22 protein-coding genes are annotated in these 24,728 nt (G+C 48.2%); 9 read left to right on the top strand and 13 right to left on the bottom strand.

Features of this window, described 5'->3' with window-relative positions; translation table 11 throughout:
• Positions 1-230 precede the first annotated feature (230 nt).
• On the top strand, positions 231-929 hold the full coding sequence (locus tag BTV99_RS01515) for a tRNA-(ms[2]io[6]A)-hydroxylase (RefSeq protein ID WP_075100570.1): 699 nt from the start codon (positions 231-233) through the stop codon (positions 927-929).
• Here BTV99_RS01515 and BTV99_RS01510 read toward each other — a convergent pair whose 3' ends face one another.
• From BTV99_RS01510 to mtgA, 6 genes are all read right to left on the bottom strand, one after another.
• Positions 930-1,160, bottom strand: a complete 231-nt coding sequence (locus tag BTV99_RS01510) for a hypothetical protein (RefSeq protein WP_075100569.1) — start codon at positions 1,158-1,160, stop codon at positions 930-932.
• Between the two features lie 71 nt (positions 1,161-1,231).
• Complete coding sequence (locus BTV99_RS01505) at positions 1,232-1,633, bottom strand: hypothetical protein (RefSeq protein ID WP_256713704.1); 402 nt, start codon at positions 1,631-1,633, stop codon at positions 1,232-1,234.
• Positions 1,634-1,797: 164 nt separating this feature from the next.
• Positions 1,798-2,049 carry a hypothetical protein gene (locus BTV99_RS01500; protein ID WP_075100567.1) on the bottom strand — a complete coding sequence of 84 codons (252 nt, stop codon included), beginning with the start codon at positions 2,047-2,049 and terminating at the stop codon, positions 1,798-1,800.
• 68 nt (positions 2,050-2,117) lie between these two features.
• A complete protein-coding gene (locus tag BTV99_RS01495) occupies positions 2,118-2,306 on the bottom strand; it encodes a hypothetical protein (RefSeq protein ID WP_075100566.1) in 189 nt (62 codons plus the stop codon).
• 270 nt (positions 2,307-2,576) lie between these two features.
• Positions 2,577-4,736 (bottom strand): polyphosphate kinase 1, encoded by a 2,160-nt coding sequence (ppk1, locus tag BTV99_RS01490; RefSeq protein ID WP_256713709.1) that lies wholly within the window; start codon positions 4,734-4,736, stop codon positions 2,577-2,579.
• 86 nt (positions 4,737-4,822) lie between these two features.
• Positions 4,823-5,512 (bottom strand): monofunctional biosynthetic peptidoglycan transglycosylase, encoded by a 690-nt coding sequence (mtgA, locus tag BTV99_RS01485; protein WP_075100565.1) that lies wholly within the window; start codon positions 5,510-5,512, stop codon positions 4,823-4,825.
• Between the two features lie 275 nt (positions 5,513-5,787).
• Here mtgA and BTV99_RS01480 point away from each other — a divergent pair, with 275 nt between their 5' ends.
• From BTV99_RS01480 to BTV99_RS01465, 4 genes are all read left to right on the top strand, one after another.
• Positions 5,788-6,126 carry a glutaredoxin family protein gene (locus BTV99_RS01480; RefSeq protein ID WP_075100564.1) on the top strand — a complete coding sequence of 113 codons (339 nt, stop codon included), beginning with the start codon at positions 5,788-5,790 and terminating at the stop codon, positions 6,124-6,126.
• 78 nt (positions 6,127-6,204) lie between these two features.
• Positions 6,205-7,395, top strand: coding sequence for an alpha-hydroxy acid oxidase (locus tag BTV99_RS01475; RefSeq protein ID WP_075100563.1), 1,191 nt, complete (start codon positions 6,205-6,207; stop codon positions 7,393-7,395).
• A gap of 140 nt (positions 7,396-7,535) precedes the next feature.
• Positions 7,536-8,408, top strand: a complete 873-nt coding sequence (locus BTV99_RS01470; RefSeq protein ID WP_075100562.1) for a rhomboid family intramembrane serine protease — start codon at positions 7,536-7,538, stop codon at positions 8,406-8,408.
• Positions 8,409-8,594: 186 nt separating this feature from the next.
• Positions 8,595-9,407, top strand: a complete 813-nt coding sequence (locus BTV99_RS01465) for a MipA/OmpV family protein (RefSeq protein ID WP_075100762.1) — start codon at positions 8,595-8,597, stop codon at positions 9,405-9,407.
• Positions 9,408-9,581: 174 nt separating this feature from the next.
• Here BTV99_RS01465 and fumC read toward each other — a convergent pair whose 3' ends face one another.
• Positions 9,582-10,985, bottom strand: coding sequence for a class II fumarate hydratase (gene fumC, locus BTV99_RS01460; RefSeq protein ID WP_075100561.1), 1,404 nt, complete (start codon positions 10,983-10,985; stop codon positions 9,582-9,584).
• A 131-nt stretch (positions 10,986-11,116) separates the two neighbouring features.
• Between fumC and BTV99_RS01455 the strand changes: the two genes are divergently transcribed.
• Positions 11,117-12,106, top strand: coding sequence for a 5-formyltetrahydrofolate cyclo-ligase (locus BTV99_RS01455; protein WP_256713703.1), 990 nt, complete (start codon positions 11,117-11,119; stop codon positions 12,104-12,106).
• Between the two features lie 181 nt (positions 12,107-12,287).
• On the opposite strand, the gene BTV99_RS01450 is transcribed toward BTV99_RS01455, so the two are convergent.
• A complete protein-coding gene (locus BTV99_RS01450) occupies positions 12,288-13,649 on the bottom strand; it encodes a Na+/H+ antiporter family protein (protein WP_075100560.1) in 1,362 nt (453 codons plus the stop codon).
• 296 nt (positions 13,650-13,945) lie between these two features.
• On the opposite strand from BTV99_RS01450, the gene lon reads away from it, so the two are divergent.
• Together lon and BTV99_RS01440 are read left to right on the top strand one after the other, a co-directional pair.
• Positions 13,946-16,507 carry an endopeptidase La gene (gene lon / locus BTV99_RS01445; RefSeq protein WP_256713702.1) on the top strand — a complete coding sequence of 854 codons (2,562 nt, stop codon included), beginning with the start codon at positions 13,946-13,948 and terminating at the stop codon, positions 16,505-16,507.
• A 302-nt stretch (positions 16,508-16,809) separates the two neighbouring features.
• Entirely contained in the window at positions 16,810-17,367 is a 558-nt protein-coding gene (locus tag BTV99_RS01440; protein ID WP_075100559.1) for a superoxide dismutase family protein, read from the top strand.
• A 188-nt stretch (positions 17,368-17,555) separates the two neighbouring features.
• Here BTV99_RS01440 and topA read toward each other — a convergent pair whose 3' ends face one another.
• Together topA and BTV99_RS01430 are read right to left on the bottom strand one after the other, a co-directional pair.
• Complete coding sequence (topA, locus tag BTV99_RS01435; RefSeq protein ID WP_075100558.1) at positions 17,556-20,225, bottom strand: type I DNA topoisomerase; 2,670 nt, start codon at positions 20,223-20,225, stop codon at positions 17,556-17,558.
• 274 nt (positions 20,226-20,499) lie between these two features.
• The gene (locus BTV99_RS01430) at positions 20,500-21,090 is read right to left on the bottom strand and encodes a hypothetical protein (protein ID WP_075100557.1); all 591 of its coding nucleotides are present in this window, start codon (positions 21,088-21,090) and stop codon (positions 20,500-20,502) included.
• A gap of 297 nt (positions 21,091-21,387) precedes the next feature.
• Between BTV99_RS01430 and BTV99_RS01425 the strand changes: the two genes are divergently transcribed.
• A complete protein-coding gene (locus BTV99_RS01425; protein ID WP_075100556.1) occupies positions 21,388-21,960 on the top strand; it encodes a DUF2799 domain-containing protein in 573 nt (190 codons plus the stop codon).
• Between the two features lie 194 nt (positions 21,961-22,154).
• Here the strand turns inward: BTV99_RS01425 and BTV99_RS01420 are convergent, their stop codons facing one another.
• From BTV99_RS01420 to BTV99_RS01410, 3 genes are all read right to left on the bottom strand, one after another.
• Positions 22,155-22,556: a biopolymer transporter ExbD gene (locus BTV99_RS01420; RefSeq protein WP_075100555.1), complete on the bottom strand. Its 402-nt coding sequence runs from the start codon at positions 22,554-22,556 to the stop codon at positions 22,155-22,157.
• 82 nt (positions 22,557-22,638) lie between these two features.
• A complete protein-coding gene (locus BTV99_RS01415) occupies positions 22,639-23,316 on the bottom strand; it encodes a MotA/TolQ/ExbB proton channel family protein (protein WP_075100554.1) in 678 nt (225 codons plus the stop codon).
• A 129-nt stretch (positions 23,317-23,445) separates the two neighbouring features.
• Entirely contained in the window at positions 23,446-24,393 is a 948-nt protein-coding gene (locus BTV99_RS01410; protein WP_075100553.1) for an energy transducer TonB, read from the bottom strand.
• Between the last annotated feature and the right edge of the window lie 335 nt (positions 24,394-24,728).

Here is a 24,728-nt window from a genome sequence, read left to right as displayed (position 1 = left end):
CCAAGTAAATACTGGGGTTGTATAATAATGATACCCTACAGCCTATCAGCGCTTAGGCTCTTTATCCTCAAATCGTGGTAATCGTTTTTTCGGGCTTTTATATATCCAGTTCAGTATAAAAACGATACTTAATACTTAATAAGCTCAGGCGGCAAACCCAAACCTTTAAAACAACCTTTTATCTTATCCAATACTTTTTGACCATGACACAGACTATGAGTAAACCGACCATGCCAACCAACTCCCATGCTATAAACGACGACACTACAGTAGAAAACAGTACAGAAGACAGTGTAGATATCTCGCAGCTGCGCACACCGAACAAAGTAGACTTATCTGCGGTTTATGGTTTTTTGGGTGCACGTACCACGCCAGACTGGGTAGCCGCCGCTATCGCTGACCTACCTTTGATCATTCAAGATCATGCCAACTGCGAAAAAAAAGCCGCTGGCACCGCGATGAACCTACTGTTTCGCTATGAGTTTTCTTATGATTTGCAGCGTAAATTGGCGCAGCTGATACGTGAGGAGATGCTGCACTATGAGCAAGTGCTGGGTATCATGAATGAGCGTGGTCAAGAATGGCGATACTTAAGTGCGGGGCGCTATGCCAAAGGCATGCTCAAACACAAGCGCACTTATGAGCCTGCGGCAATGATTGACGTGCTGATCATCGGCGCGTTTATCGAAGCGCGCTCCTGTGAGCGCTTTGCGGCATTGGCTGAGGTGATTGATGATGAGCGATTGGCAAAATACTACCGCTATTTGCTCAAGTCAGAGAGTCGTCATTTTGAGGATTATTTGGCATTGGCACAGTCACTATCGACAGAGGCTATCGATGAGCGAGTGGCATTTTTTAGAGAAATAGAAGCAGCGCTTATCACCAGTCCTGATACTGAGCTACGGTTTCATAGTGGCACGCCCGCTTAACTATTTATCGTCTTCCATCAGCGGGCTATCATACTGTTTATGGTCTTTGGCGACGTGATGCGGATCGTGATCATCTGTGACACGCTCTGCAGCCGCAGGATTGGCTTTTTGCAGCGCATCATCAGGCACGATACCGTCATTGTCGTCAGCATCTTTTAGTTCATGCTGCTGGTGTTTTGGCGTTTGCGCTGTCTCTGCTGGTTTTAATGAGTGATCATTGGGATTATTCATAGCATTTCCTTATGATAGAAAGATGAAAGTAAATCAAGTGAATGAAGGATTTGCCCTAGATCATAAAAAAACTATCTGTCTTTTTCATGATCTTTTTCATCAGGGTTTAACACCCGTGTCTGGGCATTATCGACAGTGGCATAGCGATTTTTATTGTTAATCTTATGGCTATCAGGGGCTTCGCTACTGACAGTCCTTTCATTAACGTTATCATCAAACGCAGTGCCTTCTTGATCGCGTCGATCTGGCTGGCGCGCAGGGTTATCATCGTCATTGACATGCTCTGTCTCTACGATGCCTTCTTCAAAAGTATCTGTCCCTTTATTCTCTGTCGTTTTTTCTTCAATCTCATGATCTTCGATATCATGTTTTTTGCCATTATTGCTCATATCGTGGCGACCAAGCGCGTCTTTATGATCTTTATGATTATCTATGGGCGTTTTGGTTAATGCTGGATCTTTGGTTTGCATCATCTCATCCTTGTCTTTTTTATCGTTATTGTTTTTTCATGAATACTTTTTCATTAATACTTGATGGTCGTAGCTACTTCTTTAGCATGGCCACGAAATGGTATGCTCAATACTCGACCTTATGTTTTATAATAGCTTATATGAGTCTAACCTATATGGACAACGAACTATCCATTGCCTTTTTGGCTCAAATCATGAGCATTGAGATCGGCCACGTTTTTGCCGCCATCAGGTAGGTTTTCTTCTTTACGCGGGTCGACATAGACCTCGTCTGTCTCCTGTGAGGCTTGTTCTGGCCCATCTATATTTGGCTGGTACTTTCGGCCTTCATAGCTGCCTTTTGGGTTGTCTGGCTGTTTGATGGCAGGGTCGTGGATCGGTACTGCTTCTTCATTATTTGGGCGTGTATTGTCTGACATGCTATATCCCTCACGTATGTATTGGCTAATAAGTGGAGTAACTATTTATCCTGTTATTTGTTATCCTCTTATTTATCGGTACGTAAATCCTCTTCGATGAAGGCGGTTTGCTCTTCTTCGCTTAGCTGTTCAGGCACATCGACTCTCTTGTCTTCCTTGAGATTTTGCTGAATCTTTTGACTGTCTGCCTGTTCGGCTGCTTTTTTGATGTCTGATTTTGTATCAGAAGTATCAGGCGTCGTATCGTGATTATTCATAGAGGCTTCCCTTTTTTCCTATGCTTTTATCATTGGCTTTTACGTTCTTTTACGTTCTATGCTTTATGATTGAGTGTATTTTTATTATAGAAACAAGGCTCGACCAGACACCAGTGTGCTGCGGTATCAATGTGTGAATAAATGTGAGGTTACAAGACAGTTTGTAACTTCCTGCCAGCATCACACAAATAACGGTACCTACTGGCATCCATAAAAAAACCAAACGCCAGTCATCGCCAGCGTTTGGTTTGAGTCAGTATTAGAGGGCTGTTAAGACGACGCCTCTACCCCATTGATGAGCGTTAATAAATGCTCTTGGGCGGCATGTGGCGGTGTGCCAGCAGCGGGCTGTAATTGCTGCCAGACGCCGTCGCCATTGAGTGTCCACGCTTGGGTATTGTCTTGTAAGTAGTTGATCAAGCCATCTTGATATATCTGCTGAAACAGTTTTTTATCTTCAATCGGAAACGCCACTTCGACACGGTGAAACAAGTTACGGTCCATCCAGTCGGCACTACCACAATACAGACGCTCGTCACCGTTATTATAAAAATAGTAAATGCGTGTGTGCTCTAAAAACCGGCCTATCACCGAGCGTACTGTGATGTTTTCCGACAAACCTTTGACCTGTGGACGCAGACAGCACATCGAGCGCAAAATCAGCTCGATTTTTACCCCTGCTTGAGAGGCGTCATAGAGCTTGCCGATCAGGCGACGCTCAGTCAAAGCATTGACCTTGACCATGATATGAGCGCGTTTGCCTGCCTTTGCGTGAGCGATCTCAGCATCGATAAAACTCATCAACTTATCATGCAAGGTAAAGGGCGCATGCAGGAGTTTTTTGAGATTGGCAGGCTTGCCCATGCCCGTTAGCTCCTGAAATATCTTGTGCACGTCTTCTGAGATATCAGGGTCGGCGGTAAACAGGCCGTAGTCGGTATAGACCTTAGCATTGGCGGCATGGTAGTTGCCTGTCCCTAAGTGTACATAGCGGCGAATGCGATCATCCTCGCGGCGTATGATTAGCATCAGTTTGGCATGGGTTTTGTAGCCGACAATGCCATACACCACTACCGCCCCTGCTTCTTGCAGATAATTGGCGACTGCGATGTTTGAGGCTTCATCAAAACGGGCGCGCAGCTCGATGACGGCAGTGACTTCTTTGCCATTTCGAGCAGCAGCGGCCAGTGCTTTGACGATTTCTGAATTGGTGCCTGAGCGGTACAGCGTTTGCTTGATTGCCAAAACTTTTGGGTCGTTGGCGGCTTGCCATAATAAGTTGACGACAGGCGAGAAGGCATGAAAAGGGTGATGCACCAATACATCTCTTTTGCGCATGGCGGCAAACATGCTACTGGTTTTGTCCAGCTTTTTTTCTTCGCGGCGAAACGCTTTGGGTATCGCTTGCGTAAAGGGCTGATAGCGCAGCGCTGGTATATTAAAGTCGAACAATAAACGCGTGAGGTTGACCGGCCCGTTGACACGGTACAGCTGATTGTCGTGCAGCTCAAACTCATTGAGCAGATAGTCGCTGATGGGCGTTGGGCAGTCGGTGGTGACCTCTAGGCGCACCTTATCACCGAAGCGGCGGTTTTCAAGCTCACCCTCTAACGCTTTGGCGATATCCTCGACATCGTCCGCTAGGTCTAAGTCCGCATTACGCGTCAGTCGAAACTGATGACAGCCGGTGACATTCATCCCCGGAAACAGCTCGCCAATATGCTCATGAATAATGGCCGATAGCATGACGTGATGCTCTTTGCCACCAGTCAGCTCATCAGGTAAGCGTATGACGCGTGGGAGACTGCGCGGCGCGGGAACGATGGCGAGATTGATATCACGACCAAAGGCATCTTTGCCCTCTAGGGTAGCGATAAAGTTGAGGCTTTTATTGACCAAACGCGGAAACGGGTGGGCAGGATCAATACTAATCGGCGTCAGCACAGGCGAGACTTGTTCGGTAAAATAGCGCTTCATCCATGCCGACTGCTCGCTATTTAGCTCATCGCGTTTGAGATAACGGATGTCTTCTTTGGCCAGCGCGGGCAAGATGTCTTCATTGAGAATGCGATATTGCTCAGCGATGGCTTCATGCGCCACAGCAGAGATATCATTGAGCACTTCACTGGGCCGCATACCGTGCGCGCTGGTCGACACATCACCGATATTGAGCTTTTGCATGATACCGGCAACGCGAATCTCAAAAAACTCATCGATATTTGATGAAAAAATAATCAAAAAAAACAAACGCTCGAGCAGTGGATGGCGCGGACTGGCAGCCTGCGCCAGTACCCGTAGATGAAACTGCAACAAAGACAGGTCGCGATTGATATAACTGCTGGGCGAATAACTGCCATCTTCAAACCGCTGCCATGCGATGTGGGCGAGATCACCCGCTTTTTTCCCATGTGCCCCATCGTTTATGCTCATCACGGCGGCGCTATTGTCAGTCTGATGCTGGTTATCATTGCTTTTGGTATCTGCCACGTCCCTACTCCTTTTGCCTTCTCGATACGTCATGATGCGGATTGTGGTAAGACTGCATTTTTCATGCGTTTTTTGATGATACGCTGTTTGTTACGTAGCCGTCTATCGCCTTGGTTGTTTTCATAGTATTTTGGATTGGTCAGCATACTGATGAGCAGCGCGGACTCGTCACGGTTGAGATTGGCCGCAGTTTTATTAAAATAGTGGTGTGCAGCCGCCTCGATACCGTAGATACCATCGCCAAACTCAGCCACGTTAAGGTAAGCGGTCAAGATACGCTGTTTGTCCCACAACGTCTCTATCATCACGGTGATAATCGCCTCTTCGCCTTTACGAATATAGGAGCGATGCGCGGTCAAAAACAGGTTTTTGGCCAACTGCTGCGTGATGGTCGAGCCGCCAGCCGACATCTTGCCTGTTTCTTCGTTTTTTTTGCGTGCAGCCTCGATACCCTTTAAGTCAAAGCCATTATGCTGGCTAAAGGTTGCGTCTTCACTGACGATCGCTGCTTGCTTGGCGGACTTGGCAATTTGATCATATTCTACCCACTCTTGGGTGACCTCGCCGCCGGTCAGACGATGGGTCAGCATAAACATGCTGTTGTTAATGGGCTGGGTTTTCCAAATCAATAATAGCCCTGCGACCAAAATATGAAAAACCACGACCAACAACATGAACGCCAAAAATACTCGTTTGATAAATGTGCCAAAACTTGCCATGCGCGATATCCAAGTGATTGAAAAGATAAAAGTTAGCCGCTTATCCAAAAACAGCCCAAGCAGTTAACTCAAATAGCAGGTCATCTTACCTAATCTCATAATCGCTGTCATTATTTACCCCATTTCTTTATCATGTCAGTAGCACAATGCAATATAAGCTTTTTACAATAAGCTTTTTTATGACCCATCCAAATAAACGAAGCGGTTGCCACCCACATAAAAACAAGCGCCAGACGTAGAACGTTAGATATAAACAATAGAGCACGAGTATAAACATGGATTATGATAATAATATAGCAGAGCAGGATATAGCAGAGCTGCGGGCACGCATAGTAGCCGCCAACCCTAGCCTTGGCACTAGTGAAAATATCGATAACTGGTGGCTGCTTGGCACCACAGGCTGCCATCTGTGTGATGTCGCTGAACAAGTCATCGCGCAGTTTCAAACCGTACAACGGCTGACCTATCAGTATGTCGATATTGCCGACTTCGATGAGCCGCTGATGATGACATTTGCCACTACCATTCCTGTGATAATCACACCGACAGTACGCTTAAATTATCCGTTTTCGGTGCTGGATTTGCAGCAGTTATTTATGTCTGCGCCATCATAGGACAGCTTGCCATAATAATAACAAGACATCTATAAACGCCTCACACCCAACATTAAAAAATTGCCGGAGTTAAAAAAGATGACTGAATTAAAAAAAGTGACCGATATTGAAGATTTGCGCCGTGTCGCTGAGCGTAAAGTGCCGCGTATGTTCTATGACTATGTCGATTCAGGCTCGTGGACTGAGACCACCTATCGTAATAACGAGACTGACTTTGACCGTATCAAGCTGCGCCAGCGCGTATTGGTCGATATGGATAATCGCAGTCTGGCAACGAGTATGATCGGTGAGCCAGTCAAGATGCCTGTAGCCATCGCCCCAACGGGGTTTACTGGCATGATGTGGGCCGATGGTGAGATACATGCCGCACGCGCCGCTGAAAAATTTGGCGTGCCCTTTTCGTTGTCGACCATGAGTATTTGCTCTATTGAAGATGTCGCCGCCCACACCAGTAAGCCGTTTTGGTTTCAGCTATACGTCATGCGCGATCAGGACTTTATGGCCAATCTGATTCGCCGTGCCAAAGAAGCCAATTGCTCAGCACTTATCTTGACCGCCGACTTGCAAGTGCTTGGACAACGCCACAAAGACATCAAAAACGGACTTTCTGCCCCGCCCAAACCGACACTGACCAATATCCTAAACCTAATGACCAAGCCGCAGTGGTGTATGAATATGCTCGGCACCAAACGTCGCACGTTTGGTAATATCGTCGGTCATGCACAAAATGTTGAGGATCTGTCATCACTCTCTGCTTGGACGGCAGAGCAGTTTGATCCAAGCCTGAGCTGGGATGATGTCGCGCGTATCAAAGACATGTGGGGCGGTAAGCTGATTATAAAGGGCATCATGGAGCCTGAAGATGCGATACTCGCCGCCCGTAGCGGTGCCGATGCGCTGGTCGTCTCCAACCATGGCGGTCGTCAGTTGGACGGGGCGCTGTCTTCTATCTCTGCCCTCTCTGACATCGTACAGGCAGTCCATGCCGAAAACAGCGACATCGAGGTGTGGCTCGATAGCGGGATTCGCTCAGGTCAAGACGTCCTAAAAGCCATCGCCTTGGGCGCAAAAGGCACGATGATTGGCCGCGCTTTTCTGTATGGGCTAGGCGCTTATGGCGAAGATGGTGTGCGCCGCGCGCTTGAGCTTATCTATAACGAGTGCGATATTAGTATGGCATTTTGTGGTCATACCGATATCAACACAGTCACAAAAGACATCTTGGTAAAAGGCACGTACGAAAACCTCAAAGTGAGCCATGATGGCTGATTGGCTTTTGATACAAGCGCCGTTTGACAAACGGGCACGCTGGCAAACGACTTGCTCTACGCATCGTCTTTGTGCTTTATTTATCATTGTCTCTACTGCTTATTTATTCTATTTATAACTTATCAATAAAACTGGCGCTTATGACCATACAACAACTGTTAAAGACAGCACCTGTGACCACCTTACTGTTAATCAGCTTTATTGGGCTGTTTCTCCTGCAGGTGCTAACAGGCGTCGATGCCAATAACCCCTCGACTGAGGATTTGCTCAAATGGGGCGCCAATGCGCTGCCCTTTACCATGACTGACGACCCATGGCGGCTGCTCAGTAGTGCGTTTTTGCATATTGGTTTGATGCATCTATTGTTTAATGGGTTTGCCATGTATTTTTTCGGTCAAGTGGCCGAACCGATGTTTGGCTCCGCGAAGTTTTTGGCCTTGTTTTTATTGGCGGCCATCGGTGGCAACTTACTCAATAACTATGTCACTTGGCAAGGGATTTTAGATGGCACGGGACAGCCTGGCATATCGGCAGGTGCCTCTGGTGGCATCATGGGTATCGGGGCGGCGTTACTCATCGCCGCATTATTCAAAATCTCAGTCAACGGCCTTGTCCTTAATCTCAAAAGTTTGATATTTATTATGGGTATCAATTTGGTCTATGGTTTTGCTGTCCCTGGTATCGACAATGCTGGTCATATCGGCGGCGCGGTGACAGGTTTGGTGATTGCACTGGCCTTTGCCATTGCCTATCGTCAGCGTGCCAAGGCCACACAAATAAGCCTGCCTTTTGATGCAAGCTTGCACATCCATCCCACTTATCAGCAGCATACAGGGTATAATAACTATCATAATAATAGTCATCACCCTGCTGACTCAAATAAGGCAAAAAAACCTGCGATACGATGGCAGATGCTCCCTTGGCTTGTGATGCTCGTCATGAGTGTTGGCTTTGCCTACTGGTGGCAAGACATGCATCAGCAGCTACTACAAGTGCTCGCCGCCATTGAATAGCGCTCATTGAGTAGCGCGTCGTGGCTATTCGTCACTATGAATAGTGTTGATAACAGCCTGCGTGCCAACAGCTTGTGCAATTTATTCACCAGCACTTTTTTACTTATCTTACTTATCTTTATTTGCTCAAATTTTGACGATATCGTTTCACCATTTACTAGTCCAACCACTGATGAGAAAAAAACCATGTCTAATGTATCTGCGCTACCTCATATCGCTACCCGTACAACCTTTAACGCTTTGGCAGCTACTGCCTTACTGGGTGTCGCCAGCATGTCTCATGCCGCAATTTTTAAAAACAACTTACCGACCGATCCAGACGCGGTACTTAGCGTCGGCGTTAACGTCATGGCCGTCAATCCAGCCTATGATATGGAAGACAGCACTGATATACGCGTGCTGCCGGGCGTGTTTTATGACAACAACAGAGTCTATGCGCGCGGCGCTCAAGCTGGTGCTTATCTCATCAATGATGGTACCAATCAGCTCTCGGCATACGCGCAGCTGTCTGGTAGCGAGTTTGACCCTGATGATGCCCGCGGCGCGCTACAAGGACTAGATGAACGTAAGGCCTCGGCAGCGGCAGGTTTGACGTATTTACGTCGTACGCCAGTTGGGGGTTTTCGTGCGCAGATCGCAACAGATGTATTGGATCGTAGCGGCGGCAACACAGCGCGGCTGACTTATCTGGCGCGTATCACTCAAGGTAAGCTCACCGTCTATCCGAGTGCAGGATTTGAGTATCATGATGCAGATTATAACGAGTATTATTATGGCGTTAGTGAAGAAGAATCTGCCAAGACCGGCATTGCTGCTTATAAATCCAATTCAAGCTTAAACCCTTATATCAATATCAGTGCCAACTATGACTTCAATGAGCGCTGGGCAGGCTTTGCCAACCAAAGCTTAAGCTATCTGCCAAATGAGCAAAAAGACAGCCCAATGGTCAACTCGCGTACCGAGTCCACCACGACGCTAGGCTTGCTGTATAAGTTTTAATTGAGCTTAGATTTTGAATAAAAAAACCTTGCCACATAACGTGACAAGGTCTTTTTCTTTCTAAATTCTCAGTGGAACAAATATGACGCTGCTACCAGAAAGACGAGTGTAAATGGTACTTATCGTACATTAAGCGAATCTGACGCCGTAGCAGGTCATTATTTGGTCTACTGCTTACTTAGGATGCACCATATCTTCAGGAGTGACCCACTCATCGAACTGCGCTTCAGTGAGTAGCTCTAACTCAACCGCCACTTGCTTCAAAGTCTTATTTTCTTTATAAGCCGTCTTGGCGATTTTTGCTGCATTTTCATAGCCGACATGACGGTTTAGTGCCGTCACCAGCATCAATGAGTTGTGCAAAAAGTCATCGATTTTTTCTTTTACTGGCTCGATACCGACCGCGCAGTTTTCATTAAAGCTGTTGCACGCATCGCCCAATAGCTTGATAGATTGCAATAGGTTAAAGGCAATCACCGGCTTATACACGTTTAGCTCAAAGTTACCTGACGCGCCCGCCATGCTGATAGTCGTATCGTTACCCATCACTTGCGCCACAACCATGGTCATCGCTTCTGACTGCGTTGGATTGACTTTACCTGGCATGATAGACGAGCCTGGCTCATTTTCAGGAATGGTCAGCTCGCCAAGACCACAGCGCGGGCCTGAAGCGAGCCAGCGTACGTCGTTAGCGATTTTATTGAGGCTACCTGCTAGGGTCTTTAATGCGCCAGAAGCAAAGACTTCGGCATCACGCGCCGCTAGTGCTTCAAATTTATTTGGTGAAGTGACAAAGGGTAAGCCTGTCAATGTCGCCAATTGCTCAGCGGCTTTTACTGCATAATCAGGGTGAGCGTTTAGACCCGTACCAACCGCTGTGCCGCCTAGTGGCAACTCATATAGACCTTGTAACGCATTGTCGATGCGAGTCAATGCATGGTCAAGCTGGCTGACATAACCGCTGAACTCTTGGCCTAGGGTCAAAGGCGTGGCGTCTTGTAAGTGCGTACGGCCGATTTTGACGATGCTATCGAACTCGCGGGCTTTGGCATTTAGCGTATCGCGTAGTGCTTTTACCGCTGGGATAAGTAGGCTGTTGATCTGACGAGCAGCGGCCACACGAATCGCGGTTGGGAAGCTGTCGTTGGTAGACTGAGCGTGGTTGACATGATCATTTGGGTGAATCGGCGTGTAGCTGCCGCGCGCGTTCCCTGCGATTTCGTTGGCACGGTTGGCGAGTACTTCGTTCATGTTCATGTTTGACTGCGTACCAGAACCGGTCTGCCAAACCACTAATGGAAACTGATCGGTAAGGCCACCATTGATGATTTCATCTGCCGCTTGTACGATGAGGTCGCGCTTATCGCTTTCGATACGCTCTAGGCTGGCGTTGGTGATAGCAGCGGCTTTTTTTACCAGTGCCATCGCTTCAATCATCGGACGCGGCAAGGTCTCGCCACCGATTTTGAAGTTTTCACGGCTACGCTGGGTTTGCGCACCCCAATAAGCGTCGGCTGGGACTTCCACGTTGCCCATTGTGTCTTTCTCAAGTCGTGTTGCCTGATTCTGTGTCGACATAACTACCCTCTTTGGTTTTATTGAGCCATAAAAAGTGCAACGCACGCTGCACATAAAGGAAAATACGATGTAAAGTGGCGTTATGATAGCATGACTTATCACAAATTTCTCCACGTCCGTGAGGCTAACTGATGTCCAAAAGCACCAGCCAATACCCGTCTGCCACGACAGCGCCTAAAGCACCGCCTAAGTCATCATCTAAGGGCGCTGACGTAAAAGTAAAGGATAAAATGGCTGCTACTATTGTCAACCCACCCAGACGGCAATTTACCCGCCAGCGTCGCCAGTTAAGTGCAGGCGAACGCAGACAATACGCGCGCATGGCAAGTTTGCATTTACCCAAACTCCAGCAGCGACTACCACCGTGCGCGCGTATTGGCTTATATTACGATGGCTTTGGTGAGCTGCCCACTCAGCCACTGCTTAACTGGTGTAAGCGCCTAGGTTATTTGCCGTATTTGCCAGTGGTCGGCTCGCTCGGTCGTGATGCTACGGGTAATGTTGATAAACACCTGCGTTTTGTGCCGATTTATCATTCTAAATGGGTAAACGTACCGACACGGATTCATAGTCTGGGTATGAAGCAAAATCATCATCGCAGGTTACGCTGGGCACGAGAGTTAGACGTCATTATCTGTCCACTGGTGGCAGTGGATAAACGTGGCAATCGTATGGGTATGGGCGGCGGCTTTTATGATACGACACTTGGTAAAAGCCATCAGGCAGGGTTAAAAAAACCGTTAAAAATTGGCTGGTGTTATGATTTTCAGGTGGTCGAGCAGCTAGCGCGTCAGCCTTGGGATGTGCCGTTAGATGGCCTGATAACGCCAAGTGGTATAAGGTGGTTTCAACCAAATAATAGCGCAAAAACTAACCATAGTGCTGAGCAAGAAGCCTCTAGCGCTGATACCGTTGATACGTATCTAAAAGCGTTAGGAAGTGATGACAAAAGAGAAATGCTTTACTACAGTCAAGAACAATCCTTTGGCTCTGATGAATTGGCTAATGTCATTAATGAGGCGCGTTTGAATGAGTTGCTGGCACAAAGTGATGCGTTTTTGAGTAATGTAAATGGTGAGATTGGGGATTTTGATGAGGGTGGTAATACCAGTGAAAAATGATTTATATCGAACAACAAACTACAGGGTATGCTTAGCACATCGCTGATAATTACAGCGCTATTCTTAGTGCGCTAAGCAACTGAGAAAAATGTGAACCAAACCCTTATAAAAAGCCAAAAAGGCGGATGATTATCAAATCACTCGCCTTTTTTGATTTGGTAATAGCCGTTTAGAGTATTGTCTAAAGCACCATCGCTGCAATCCAACCAAAGGCCAATAATGGGATATTGTAATGCAAAAAGGTCGGCACCACGCTGTCTTTGATATGGTCGTGTTGGCCATCGATATTCAGGCCAGAGGTCGGCCCGAGTGTCGAATCTGAGGCAGGCGAGCCTGCATCACCAAGCGCGCCAGCCGTACCGATAATCGCCACGGTGGCGAGCGGTGAAAACCCTAGAGAGATACAGAGCGGCACATAGATCGCGGCCAAAATAGGGATGGTCGAAAACGATGAGCCAATCCCCATGGTCACCACCAGCCCAATGAGCAGCATAATAAAGGCGGCAATGGCCTTGTTACCTGCGAACAACGACGCCGCGCCATCGACCAACGGCTGAATCTGCTCCGTCGCTTTCATAACCTCAGCAAAGCCTTGCGCGGTAATCATGATAAAGCCAATCATCGCCATCAGTTTGATACCATCATTAAACACCGTATCGGCATCACGCCATTTGACCACGCCGGTCGCCATAAAGACCCCAAAGCCAAACATCGAGCCGAGCAGCAACGAGTCGGTATAAAGCTGCACCACAAAGGCGGTGACGATAGCCGCTAGCGCCACTAGGGTTTTGAGCTTACTTTGTGCCTTAGCGCCAGCAGCGGTTTTGCTCAAGGCATCATTGGCCACCACGGCGTCATGCGCTTCTTTATCCACTGCGACTTGCTGATAATCACGCGGCTTACGATAACTGATAAATATCGCTGTTAATAAGCCGACCAGCATCCCTGTCGCCGGAATTGCCATCGCTTGTACAACTGAAATATCGGCGACATCGATGCCTGCTTCTCCAACGTTTTTTAGCATGATTTGATTGAGATAAATATCACCAAAACCATAAGGAATAAACATATAAGTGGTGACCAGACCAAAGGTCAACAGGCACGCGATCAGACGGCGATCTATCTGCATACGGTTGAACGCCAGCAGCAATGGCGGCACCAGCAGCGGGATAAAAGCGATATGAATAGGGATTAGGTTTTGGCTAAAGCAGCTCATCATTACCAAGCCGGCAAACAGCAGATACTTAATCATCGCGCTGGTGCCACCAGCATCGATACGCTTAATGACCGCTCCTGCGAGTGATTGCGGCAATCCAGAGTGAGCAATCGCCACTGCAAAAGCCCCAAGCAGCGCATAGGACAGCGCGATTTGCGCGCCATTGCGGATGCCTTCTTGAAAGGCATTGAGGGTATCGGTCATACCCAGACCTGCGATGAGCCCACCTGCCAGCGCGCCGATTAACAAACTCAGTACCACGTGTACCCGCGCCAAAGATAGCCCTAGCATGATGACTACCGCCAACAGCACTGCATTGATGGTCATATTCTCGCCCCTTACCCTATGTTTTTAGCCTTATGATGGCGCTTTTGCGTTTTACCCGCTCTGCCTTATAGATAGCTTTGACTGCCGATTGCGGCTAAGACGCGCGCTATTTTACCTGATTTTACTCACAAAACCCACGCGCAGAACCCCGCAGACAAATAAAACCAAGCAAATAAAGAGACAATATCCTCGTTTCTGTTGGCAATAGAGCCTTGCAATTTTGTATAGCAGCACCATTTATCTAAACATGAACCACGAACTTGACTTTACAAGTCTGGTGAACGAGGAAGGAATATATGAGCGAACACAATATTGATCAAGACAATATCGACATCGATGTCGACGTTTCGACCGCAGCCACTGACGGCGATACGCCAAACGATACCCAAGAGAGTATCGCGGCGACCGCAGATCAAGCAAAAAAACATCACGATAAACCGGCAGAAGCATATTTGCCGCTATTGGCGCTGCGTGATGTGGTGGTCTATCCGCACATGCAAATCGCCCTATTTGTCGGCCGCGCACCCTCCGTTAAAGCCGTCGAATTGGCGCAGGCGGAGTATGGCAACAAAGTACTGGTCGTGGCACAAAAAGACTCACTCACCGAAGACATTGATCAAGACAACTTGTATCAATACGGTACCGTGTGCCGCATCGTCAGCACCATGCCGCATGACAGCGACGAGAGCTGCATTAAAGTGCTGATCGAAGGTCAGTACCGTGCGCGTGTCGATACGATTGAAAACCATGATGCGCTAATGATGGCACGGTTTGAACGCGCTGACCTTGATGTAGCGATGGATGAGAGCCAGCAAAAAAACACCATTCAAGCGCTGACCACCCTGTTTGAGAGCTATGCGGATGCGCGCTTACGTAATGCGCGTGAGCTGACGCGCGTGGCGGGGCGTATCGACGACCTATTGGAGTTGGTCTATTTTATCTCGACCCGCGTATCGATGGATTTAGAGGTCAAGCAATCGTTTTTAGAAAAAGACGATATCAAAACCCATATCAATACCTTGACCGAATATCTCGTCAAGCAAAGCGCGGAACAAAACATCGAGCAGGATATCCAAGAAGCCGTGCGTCAGCAGATGGAAGATAACCAGCGCGAGTACTTCTTAAACGAGAAGATGAAAGCGATCAAAAACGAGCTATCAGATCTCAATGATGGCGCGTTCGATGGCGAAGATGATGTCGCTGAGCTAGAGCAGCGTCTAGAAGATGCTGACTTGCCAGAAGATGTGCGCAAAAAAGCCGAGCAAGAGCTAAAAAAACTCAAAATGATGCCGCCTGCATCGAGTGAATCGTCAGTGGTGCGCAACTATATCGAGTGGATTTTGGACACGCCGTGGAACGCCACGACCAAGGTTTCGATCAATCTTGATAAAGCCAAAACGGTGCTGGACGAAGATCATTACGGCTTGCAAGATGTCAAAGACCGCATCTTAGAGTACCTCGCTGTCCAATCACGAGTGAAAAAACTTCGCGGCCCGATTTTGTGCTTAGTCGGCCCTCCGGGTGTTGGTAAAACCTCGTTGGGTGAGTCGATTGCACGTGCAACGGGTCGTAAGTTCGTGCGTATGGCGCTTGGCGGTGTGCGTGATGAAGCAGAAATCCGTGGTCATCGCCGTACTTATATCGGTGCGATGCCGGGTAAAATCGTCCAGTCATTGGCCAAAGTCGAAGTCAAAAACCCGCTATTTTTACTCGATGAAATCGATAAAATGGCGCAAGACTTCCGCGGCGATCCAGCGTCAGCCTTGCTTGAAGTGCTAGATCCATCACAGAACGATACCTTTAACGACCATTATCTCGATATGGACTTAGATTTATCGCAAGTGATGTTTATCTGTACTGCCAACAGCATGGATATCCCGCCTGCCCTGCTGGACCGTATGGAAGTCATTCGCCTGCCGGGTTATACCGAAGAAGAAAAGGTCAATATCGCGCAGAAATACCTTGTACCAAAAGCCATCAAGCAAAATGGCCTCAAAGAAGGCGAGATTGAGATTGTCGAAGCGGCATTGCATAGCATCGTGCGTAGCTATACGCGTGAAGCTGGTGTGCGTAACCTTGAGCGTGAAGTCAATAAAATCTGCCGCAAAGTGGTACGCGGCTCGGTCGAAACCCATGGCGCCCGCGCACCGAAAAAAGCAGAGCGTCAGCTAGTCACAGTCGACGACAAAAACATCGATGATTATCTAGGCGTCCATCAGTACGACTACGGTCTGGCAGAAGAAGAGCCTGAAATCGGCCGCGTGACTGGTCTTGCTTGGACACAAGTTGGCGGTGAGCTATTAACCATCGAAGCGGTGGCCATGAAAGGCAAAGGTGAGCTGAGCTTTACCGGATCGCTTGGTGACGTGATGAAAGAGTCAATCCGTGCGGCCATGAGTGTGGTACGGGCGCGTGGCGACAGCCTAGGTATCGACTACGACACCGTCAAAACCACTGATATCCACGTGCATATGCCAGAAGGCGCGACGCCAAAAGACGGCCCATCGGCTGGTGGTGCGCTGACTACAGCGCTGGTCTCTGCCTTAACTGGCATTGCCATTCGCCCGGATATTGCCATGACAGGCGAGATTACCTTGCGCGGTAAAATCTTACGCATCGGCGGTCTCAAAGAAAAGCTACTGGCTGCGCATCGCGGTGGCATCAAGCATGTGTTGATTCCAGAGAGTAACGAGCGCGACCTAGCTGATATCCCCGACAACGTCAAAGAAGGCTTGACCATTCAGCCAGTGGCGACAATTGATGAGATATTAAAAGTAGCGCTGGTCAGTATGCCAGTGCCGCTTAAGCCTGCCAAAGTAACGGTCGATAAAACCTCTGGCAAAGCGCTACATAACTGATTTGATTGGTTATGAATCCACTCTGATAAAAAAAGCCGCTCATCATCATGATGGGCGGTTTTTTTGCCTCATGCTTTTTAAACCAATACGATACTTACATTTATTAACCGATTGTTGCGCATTTGATGAATAACTATACCTAATGCTTGGCTATACTGATTGCGACATTAAGCAATGCTTGAGCAATTAAGCAGTGTTTGAGGACAGTATTTGAATACAGTGTTTGAGTACTTAGAAAACATGAGTACTTTGAGAAAACAGTAGACATTCATCACAACGAATAAATATAAATGGAGAGAATAATGAATAAGACAATGCTTGCAAGTGCACTACTATGTGGTTCGGCTCTTGCCATGACTGGCTGTCAAACGGTCGAAGGTCAAATGCAAACAGGCAATCCTGTCAATCAGCCAGCACTAAAATCTACCATCAAAGCCGTCGCTGGTAACCAAAATGAAGTCGGACAAGTATTCTTACGTCCAGTAGATGGCGGCGTACAGGTGTATGGTAAGCTGATGAACTTGCAGCCTGGTAAGACCGTATCGCTTCATATTCACGAGACAGGCAGCTGTGCCAATATGGGTAAAGCAGCAGGCGGCCACTTCAATCCAGACAACAAACCGCACTCAAACCCTGATGACATGAATGGCCATGCAGGCGACCTGCCTAACTTGACAGCAAACGAAGATGGCGTTGCTACCATCAACTACGTCAACAAAAAAATCTCTGCGGCAGAAGCTGGCAAATACAGTGTCAACCGCTTAGCCTTTATCGTGCATAGTGGGGTTGATGATTATACCAGTCAGCCTGCGGGTAATGCAGGTGACCGTGTGGCATGTGGTATCATCGAAAAGACCTAATCGCAGTAGTTCGGTCGTAAAACATAGCCGTTTGCTAATAAAAAACCTCTTAGATCATCTAAGAGGTTTTTTTATGGACATTAACATCGCAAGGTATGGTCGAATCCAAATAAATCAGATACGCGGCTATCAGGTCGCTCACTGTATCTGTTTTATAGCGGGTTGGCTATCGTTTGGACTGATATTGATTACTCCTCAACCCACTCGCCATTGCGCCAGTAAACACCCCAACGCGTGGCTTTGCCGTTTTTTTCAGAGCCGATGTATTGCTCTTTTTTCTTACGTGACCAACGCAGTATCGTTGGATTGCCATCTGGATCTTCATCTGGCCCGTCAAACAGATACTGGAATTTATCTTCCATCTTATCCTTGATAGGTCGCAGCTCAGCCAGCTTGGGCGCACGGGTTTCGCGCACTTTTGGGAACTTTGAGGCGGCGAGGAACATGCCTGCAGCGCCTTCACGCAAGATAAAATAGTCATCATGCTTGGTTGATTTGAGCTCTGGCAGATGAATCGGATCCATACGCGGCGGTGCAGCTTCACCGGTTTTTAGCACTTTGCGGGTGTTGTCGCACTGCTGACAGGCAAAGTAAGGGCCAAAGCGTCCGGTCTTTAGCTCCATTTGTCCATCGCACTTATCACAATCAATGGTTGGCGCATCTGAGCCTGGGACTTCAAACTTACCTTCTTCTAAGATATAACCGTCGCAGTCAGGATTGTTACCGCAGATATGCAGTTTCAGGCCACCATCGACGATATAGCCGTTCATCGCTGTACCACATTTGGGGCAGCGTTTTTTCTCCATCAGGTCTTTGACTTCCGCCACTTCATCGGCCGCGTCGCTTTCATCAAGATTGGCAAAAGCTTCGACTGGCATCAAGTTTTTGGTGCCTTTGCAGCGCTCTTTTGGCGGTAAGTTATAACCTGTACAGCCTAAAAACACCCCCGTCGAGCCGGTACGCAGCTGCATCGGACGCGAGCATATATCGCAGTGCACGTCTGGCACATCGGTCGGGTCATTGGGGCGCATGCCGTCTTTTTCTTTGGCGCGCTCGAGCGTCTTTTTAAAGTCGCCATAAAAGTTATCTAGCACATCTTTCCAGTCTTGATCGCCTTCTGCGACGTGATCTAGCTTGTCCTCTAACGCGGCAGTAAAGGTATAGTCCATTAAGTCTGGGAAGCTTGCGGTCAATCTATCGGTGACGATATCACCCATTTTTTCGGCAAACAAGCGCTTGTTTTCGAGCTTGACATAGCCGCGGTCTTGAATGGTGGAGATGATAGAGGCATATGTCGATGGACGGCCGATGCCTTTTTTCTCCAGCTCTTTGACAAGGCTGGCCTCAGTATAGCGCGGTGGCGGCTTGGTAAAGTGCTGGCTTGGGTCGAGCTTATCTAGGGTCAACTGATCGCCTTTTTTGACATCAGGCAGTAGCGTATCGTCCGTCTTGGCAGGCGGCATGACTTTGGTATAGCCATCAAACACCATGGTACGGCCGCGGGCTTTTAGCTCGACATCGCTTGCCGCCACAAATAAATTCACCGATAGATACTTTGCTGGCAGCATCTGACAGGCGACGAACTGACGCCAAATCAGCTCGTACAGACGTATGGCATCGCGCTCAACGCCTTTGAGCTGGGTGGATTTCATATGGACATTAGATGGGCGAATCGCCTCATGCGCCTCTTGTGCGCCTTGTTTGTTGCCATAAAAATTTGGTTTTTCTGGCACATATTTATCGCCATAGCTGTCTTCGATATAGCCACGCACAGCCGCCAAGGCATCACCAGACAAAAAAGTCGAGTCGGTACGCATATAGGTAATGTGCCCCGCCTCATACAGGCGCTGCGCTAAAATCATGGTCTTCTTCACTGAAAACCCTAAGCGTGTGCTGGCCGCTTGTTGCAAGGTCGATGTGATAAACGGCGCACTCGGACGCGACTGCGTGGGTTTCTCCTCACGCTCTTTGACGATAAAATCGCTGGTTTTGAGTACTGCTAAGACTTTATCGGTCTGTTCTTTATTGACCAGCTTAAGCGTTTTGCCGCCTTGTTTGGTCGCCTCTAGGCGAATCGAGCTTTGCTCAGCATCTGTCGGTTTTTTGACATTACTAGCAGTAACGTGGGTATCGGCATGAATTTGCCAGTATTCCTCTGGAATAAAAGCGCGAATCTCATGCTCACGCTCGACCACCAAGCGCATCGCAACCGACTGCACACGGCCCGCCGACAGACCCCGCGCGATTTTTTGCCATAGCAGCGGCGATACCATAAAGCCGACGACACGGTCTAAAAAGCGCCGCGCTTGCTGGGCGTTGACACGGTCGATATCGAGCTTTGATGGTTCTTTAAACGCATTTTGAATGGCGGATTTGGTAATCTCATTAAAAACCACACGCTGGTATTTGCTATCAGGGCCGCCGATGACTTCTTTTAGATGCCAAGCGATGGCTTCCCCTTCTCTATCCATATCCGTGGCCAGATAAATTTTGTCAGCGTCTTTGGCCAGTGCCTTTAGCTCTTTGATGACTTTGGTTTTGTTCGGCAGCACTTCATAGACGGCCGCCCAGTCATGCTCTGGATCGACACCCATACGGCGCACCAGTGCTTGCTGCGCTTTTTCTTCTTTGCTCAGCGTCTCATCTTTTTTGGCAGCGGTTGTCTTTTTTGCACTTTTACTGGCACTAACGGGCAAATCACGAACATGACCGATACTTGAGCGTACGATAAAGTCATCACCAAGGTATTTATTAATGGTTTTTGCTTTGGCGGGTGACTCGACAATCACCAACGACTTGCCTTTTTTTGGGCTATCGGTCGCGGATGCTGGAGTTTTTTTGGTTGTGGTTTTTGCCATATGTGACGACACCATAATATAAGTAGATGAAAAGTAGGTTTAAATTCAGCAGCATGGCAATTTATGGTAGCTAAGTATATTCGCTCAGCGATTTATTGTAGTAATGGCTGCCAATAAAAACGGTTATGAAACAAACACTAACCATAATACAAAGCGCACGTTATAAAGACGTTACACTGCTAAGTATTAAGCTGTCAACTGCAAATGACTGAGAGTTTGCCAAAAGTGCTTGCATATTGCTATTAAATGGAGACGAAAAATTGCTTTACCAGCTTTAGGGTTTTTTTTGCATTTGTCGCGCCCATTTGTCTAAGTTTGCCTTTAGGGCCAATAGATCAGTCTCAATCATTTTTTGTTGATAGGCGGGGTTGGTTGCTGGACGCACATAGGCGATATCTTCCCAGTAAATCACGATGCTATTGGCTTTGGTCAACAGCCCTTTGACAAAAGGCTCGATACTCGCAGGCAAGTCCAGCGGCGCTTTATCCAAAGCAAAGTTGGCCGGTTTGATGACAGGCTTGCTATGAGTCGCGCGAATCGCACTTGGCACCACAAGCTTGCTGTCATCTGCACTCGTATCGACAAAGCTACTATCTGGTCGCCACTGTCCATCAATCACCTGATAGCGCGCATGGGGCAGCTGGATATCGTCCAGTATGAGGCAGTACTGCCCAAGCATGCCGCGGCCATACTCGTTGTCACGGCCTTTGATCCAATCAGGGCAACTGACCAGCTTTGGGTTGAGCTGCAAGCGGCGTGCTGTCATGCGCAGCTTATCCAAGCGCTGATCAATACCGTTCGGTTTGAGCGCCATCATACTCCCTAACACAAATAGTACAATGATAACGCCGATCAATATTCCCATGATGGTCTGGCCTTTTGACTAAAAACAATGATATGAAAAATATAACGCTCACCACTGGCGGCTAAAAAGCGCGCGGATAGACACTTATAATGCGTATCAACGCCTAAAAATCAAGCAAGCCCTACACAGTAGCCGCAAACGCTTGTAGCGCGCCTGCGTGCTATCATTCTTATGGATTCACTGGTATATCAATTACTTATCGATATATAAAAACACCAATACTCACAAGATACAAAAAGCTGGTAGCGCTAAAAGGTGCTATGATAAACCATAATTTTAAACGCGCGCAGGTTTATTATGAATTATCTTCTTCAGCAAAACTCATCGAGCACCGCGTCACGCTGCAAAGTCGCCACGCTAGCAAGCGATATACAAACCAGTCGATGCGGTATACAAAAAAGCCGAGCAAGCCTGAGCTTGGCGATGATAGGTACGGCCGTGCTACTACTATCAGGCTGCGCCACGACTCAGAGTCTAACGCCGCAGCAGTGTCAAGCCAGCAATTGGCAGGAGGTCGGCTACGCAGATGGTATCCGTGGCCGTTCAGGAGCGTACTTTGGACACTATACCAATCAATGCGCAAGCGTCGGCGGGGCGATGCCCAATCGCATCCAATGGGAGCAAGGACGCCAGCAAGGCCTAAAAACCTACTGCACCGAGCTCAACGCCTATAAGCTGGGCCGCGAAGGCTACGACTGGCAGCCTGTTTGTCCGTTGGAGGGCATTGAAAAGCTAGAAGAGGCCTACTCGCAAGGGCGCTACTATTATATTCGTCAGCGCGACCTCGACTATCTGCGCACGCCTTATCCATTCGGCTATGGGTCTGGACGCTTGGGCTATGGTTATCGTCCTTTTGGTTATGCTTGGTAATAGGGTCTACCAAACCCAAAATAAAGGAAACCTCGCAAGGTTACCCGAGCGAGGCTGGAGAAAGCATTTATTATTTTGATTTTTCTTATTGTTGTTTTGGTGGTTTTTCTGTTGATCGGCGCGCTGCTACTTTTTGCCACTCTGCTGCTATAACTGCCCGTTTATTCGCACTTTATACCGCCTACTTTATTAGGCTACTCATTGACAAAGGCTATCTTGGTCAGTCCTGCTTGGCTAGCGGCGGCCAGTACTTGTGCCACGGTATCGTACTTGCTGTCTTTGTCAGCGCGTAGCTGCACCGAAGGATCCTCGCCTGTTGCACTTTGCTCTTGTAGCTTTGCCTCTAGCGTGTCCATACTAATTGGATCACTGTCCCAAAATATGCCCGCGTCTTTATCGATGCTGATTTGAATGGCTTTTGGTGGCGGCTCAGTGACTGCTGCGCTGGTTTTTGGCAAGTCCAATGGCACCGCTGGATTGAGCACCGTCGCCGTCAATAAAAATATAATCATCAAGACCAGCATGATATCAATCAGCGGAATGAGGTTCATCTCATTCATACTCTGACTATCATCATCACCCAGTTGAAATGCCATAACTATCCTCAATACGTTTGGTTATTGATGCACCGTTTGTACTCGTTTGGCGCCCTGCTGCCCATTTATGCCCCAGCAGCGACTAGCCCTGCGATGGCGCTGAGCTGCGATAGTGCGTGGCGTGTGGCGCATCTCTTTGGGCGATCTGCTGATCTTTTGCGGCCTGAGTCGCAGTGACAGTGCTAGGACGGCTATTGGTCACTGCCTGCTTAGCAGATGTCGCCAACAAATCATGGGCACGGTCATTGGCATGATACATCACTCGGCGATTGATACGCACTGAGAGGTTATAAAACACCACCGCTGGGATGGCAACCGCGATGCCAAGGCCTGTCATAATCAGCGCCTCACCGACAGGGCCTGCCACTTGTCCGAGTCCTGCCTGTCCGGTCATACCGATATTGTGCAGCGCATGAAAGATGCCCCATACCGTCCCAAATAGCCCGATAAAAGGCGCAATCGCAGCGGTCGTGCCAAGGATAGGCAAGCCACGCTCACTGGCAAAGCGGTAGCGGCCGATATGCTTGAGCAATGTCTGCTCGGTGACTAGGCGACGCTGCGCGGCATCACAGCCGGCCAGCTCAGGCTGCTTAGCGGTAATCTGCTGACTCAAATCGTCTGCGACAGTAGCGGCCAGTTTGCGGCTTTGTAGTACGCGAATAACCCCCGTCACCCAAGAGACGATAGACAAGATAAATAGCAAAAAAAACAAGGTTTTGGTCACCATGTCGCTGATTTGCCAGTAGTGCATAAAGTCCATGCCAGACTCCTTAATGTTTAATATCATCCTATGATAGCGCGGCGTATATCACAGCTAGCCTTATCATAAAGAATCATAAAATTATAAATATTTTTTAAAATTAATGAGATGAATTCAATAAAATGCGCGCTAAGGTACAGCGTAGCTAACTGTTAGTGTTACATTGCCCACCACGGGCACGCCGTTTTGTGTAAAGGGTGTAAACTTGCCAGAGCGAACTTGACGCTGCGCTGCATTATCCACACTTGGATTGCCTGACGGCTGCGACACTCGCACACTATCAATGCCGCCTTGCTTGTTGACCCTCAACACCAACACCACATTAAACGTATCGCCTGATTGAGCATTTCGAGCAGCACGCCTAGGAAAGCTCCATCTCGGCGGTGACGCCCAATCAGCATTACTGGCAGTAAAGTTCACTGGCGTATTGCTTGCTGCAGCTTTTGCTTGAGCGGCTCTTTGCGCGGCTTGCTGGGCAGCCAGTGCTTCTGCTTTTTCTCTAGCCGCTTTTTCTGCCGCCAACCTCTCAGCCTCTTGCGCTGCTGCTCTATCACGGGCTTCTTGCTCAGCCTTCTGCTGTTCTTGCTCCTTTATACGACGCTCCTCAGTTCTGCGACGTTCTTCAGCTTTGCGTTGTTCATCAGCCGCGTGGGTATCGACTTTAGGCTCAGCTGCCGGTGTTTTTGGCGCTTCTGTCTTGATGATGTCAGGCTGCTTTTCTATTACTTCTTTAGGCGGCGTTGCTTTCTTTGGTGGCGTTGCTTTAGGCGGTTTTTCTTTGATAACCGGCTCTTTGATCGGTTTTGGTTGAGCCTTGACGGTAGGCGCGGCTTTAGGTTTTGGCGGCGCTGGCTGCACTTTTGGCGCCTTTTGCTCTACCACGGCGACAGGCTCTTTTTTCGGCAATGTCACAAGCTCTATCTCAATGGGCGGCGTTTGGATTTTTGCTTCTACTGGTTTTTCAGGCGCTTTCATCGCCACGAGCGCAGCGACAGTCAAGGCATGAAGGCCGACGACGACCACGGCAGCGGCGAGCGTCAGTTTGGGAGATGGCGCGTCTAAAATCGTTGAACTCATAACACTCTAATATTCAGTGACCGAGGTAGAATGGTGTAGATGATAGTGCAAACGATAATTATTATCAATAATAAATTGTGTTAATTTTATTAGCCAAAGCCTAAATCAGTCGTACCCGATAAAACAACGTGCTTGTTTTATTTGTAATTGGCAATACGTTAATAAAAACCATTATCATTTATATTGATAATGAGTCTCAATTAATTTATCATGACCGATTATCTATCCGATAAGACCGCTTGAGTACACTTAACTTACAATATCAACATCAACGAGCGCTTGGATAGTGAATGTACGAACGATAATAATACCGCTGAGCATCGTCTTGCCTATCA

Origin of the sequence: Psychrobacter sp. Rd 27.2 (genome assembly GCF_001921755.1) — a bacterium.
GTDB classification, from domain to species: domain Bacteria; phylum Pseudomonadota; class Gammaproteobacteria; order Pseudomonadales; family Moraxellaceae; genus Psychrobacter; species Psychrobacter celer.
The sequence above is the reverse complement of the archived record's forward strand: the minus strand, read 5'-3'. Positions and strand labels throughout refer to the sequence as shown.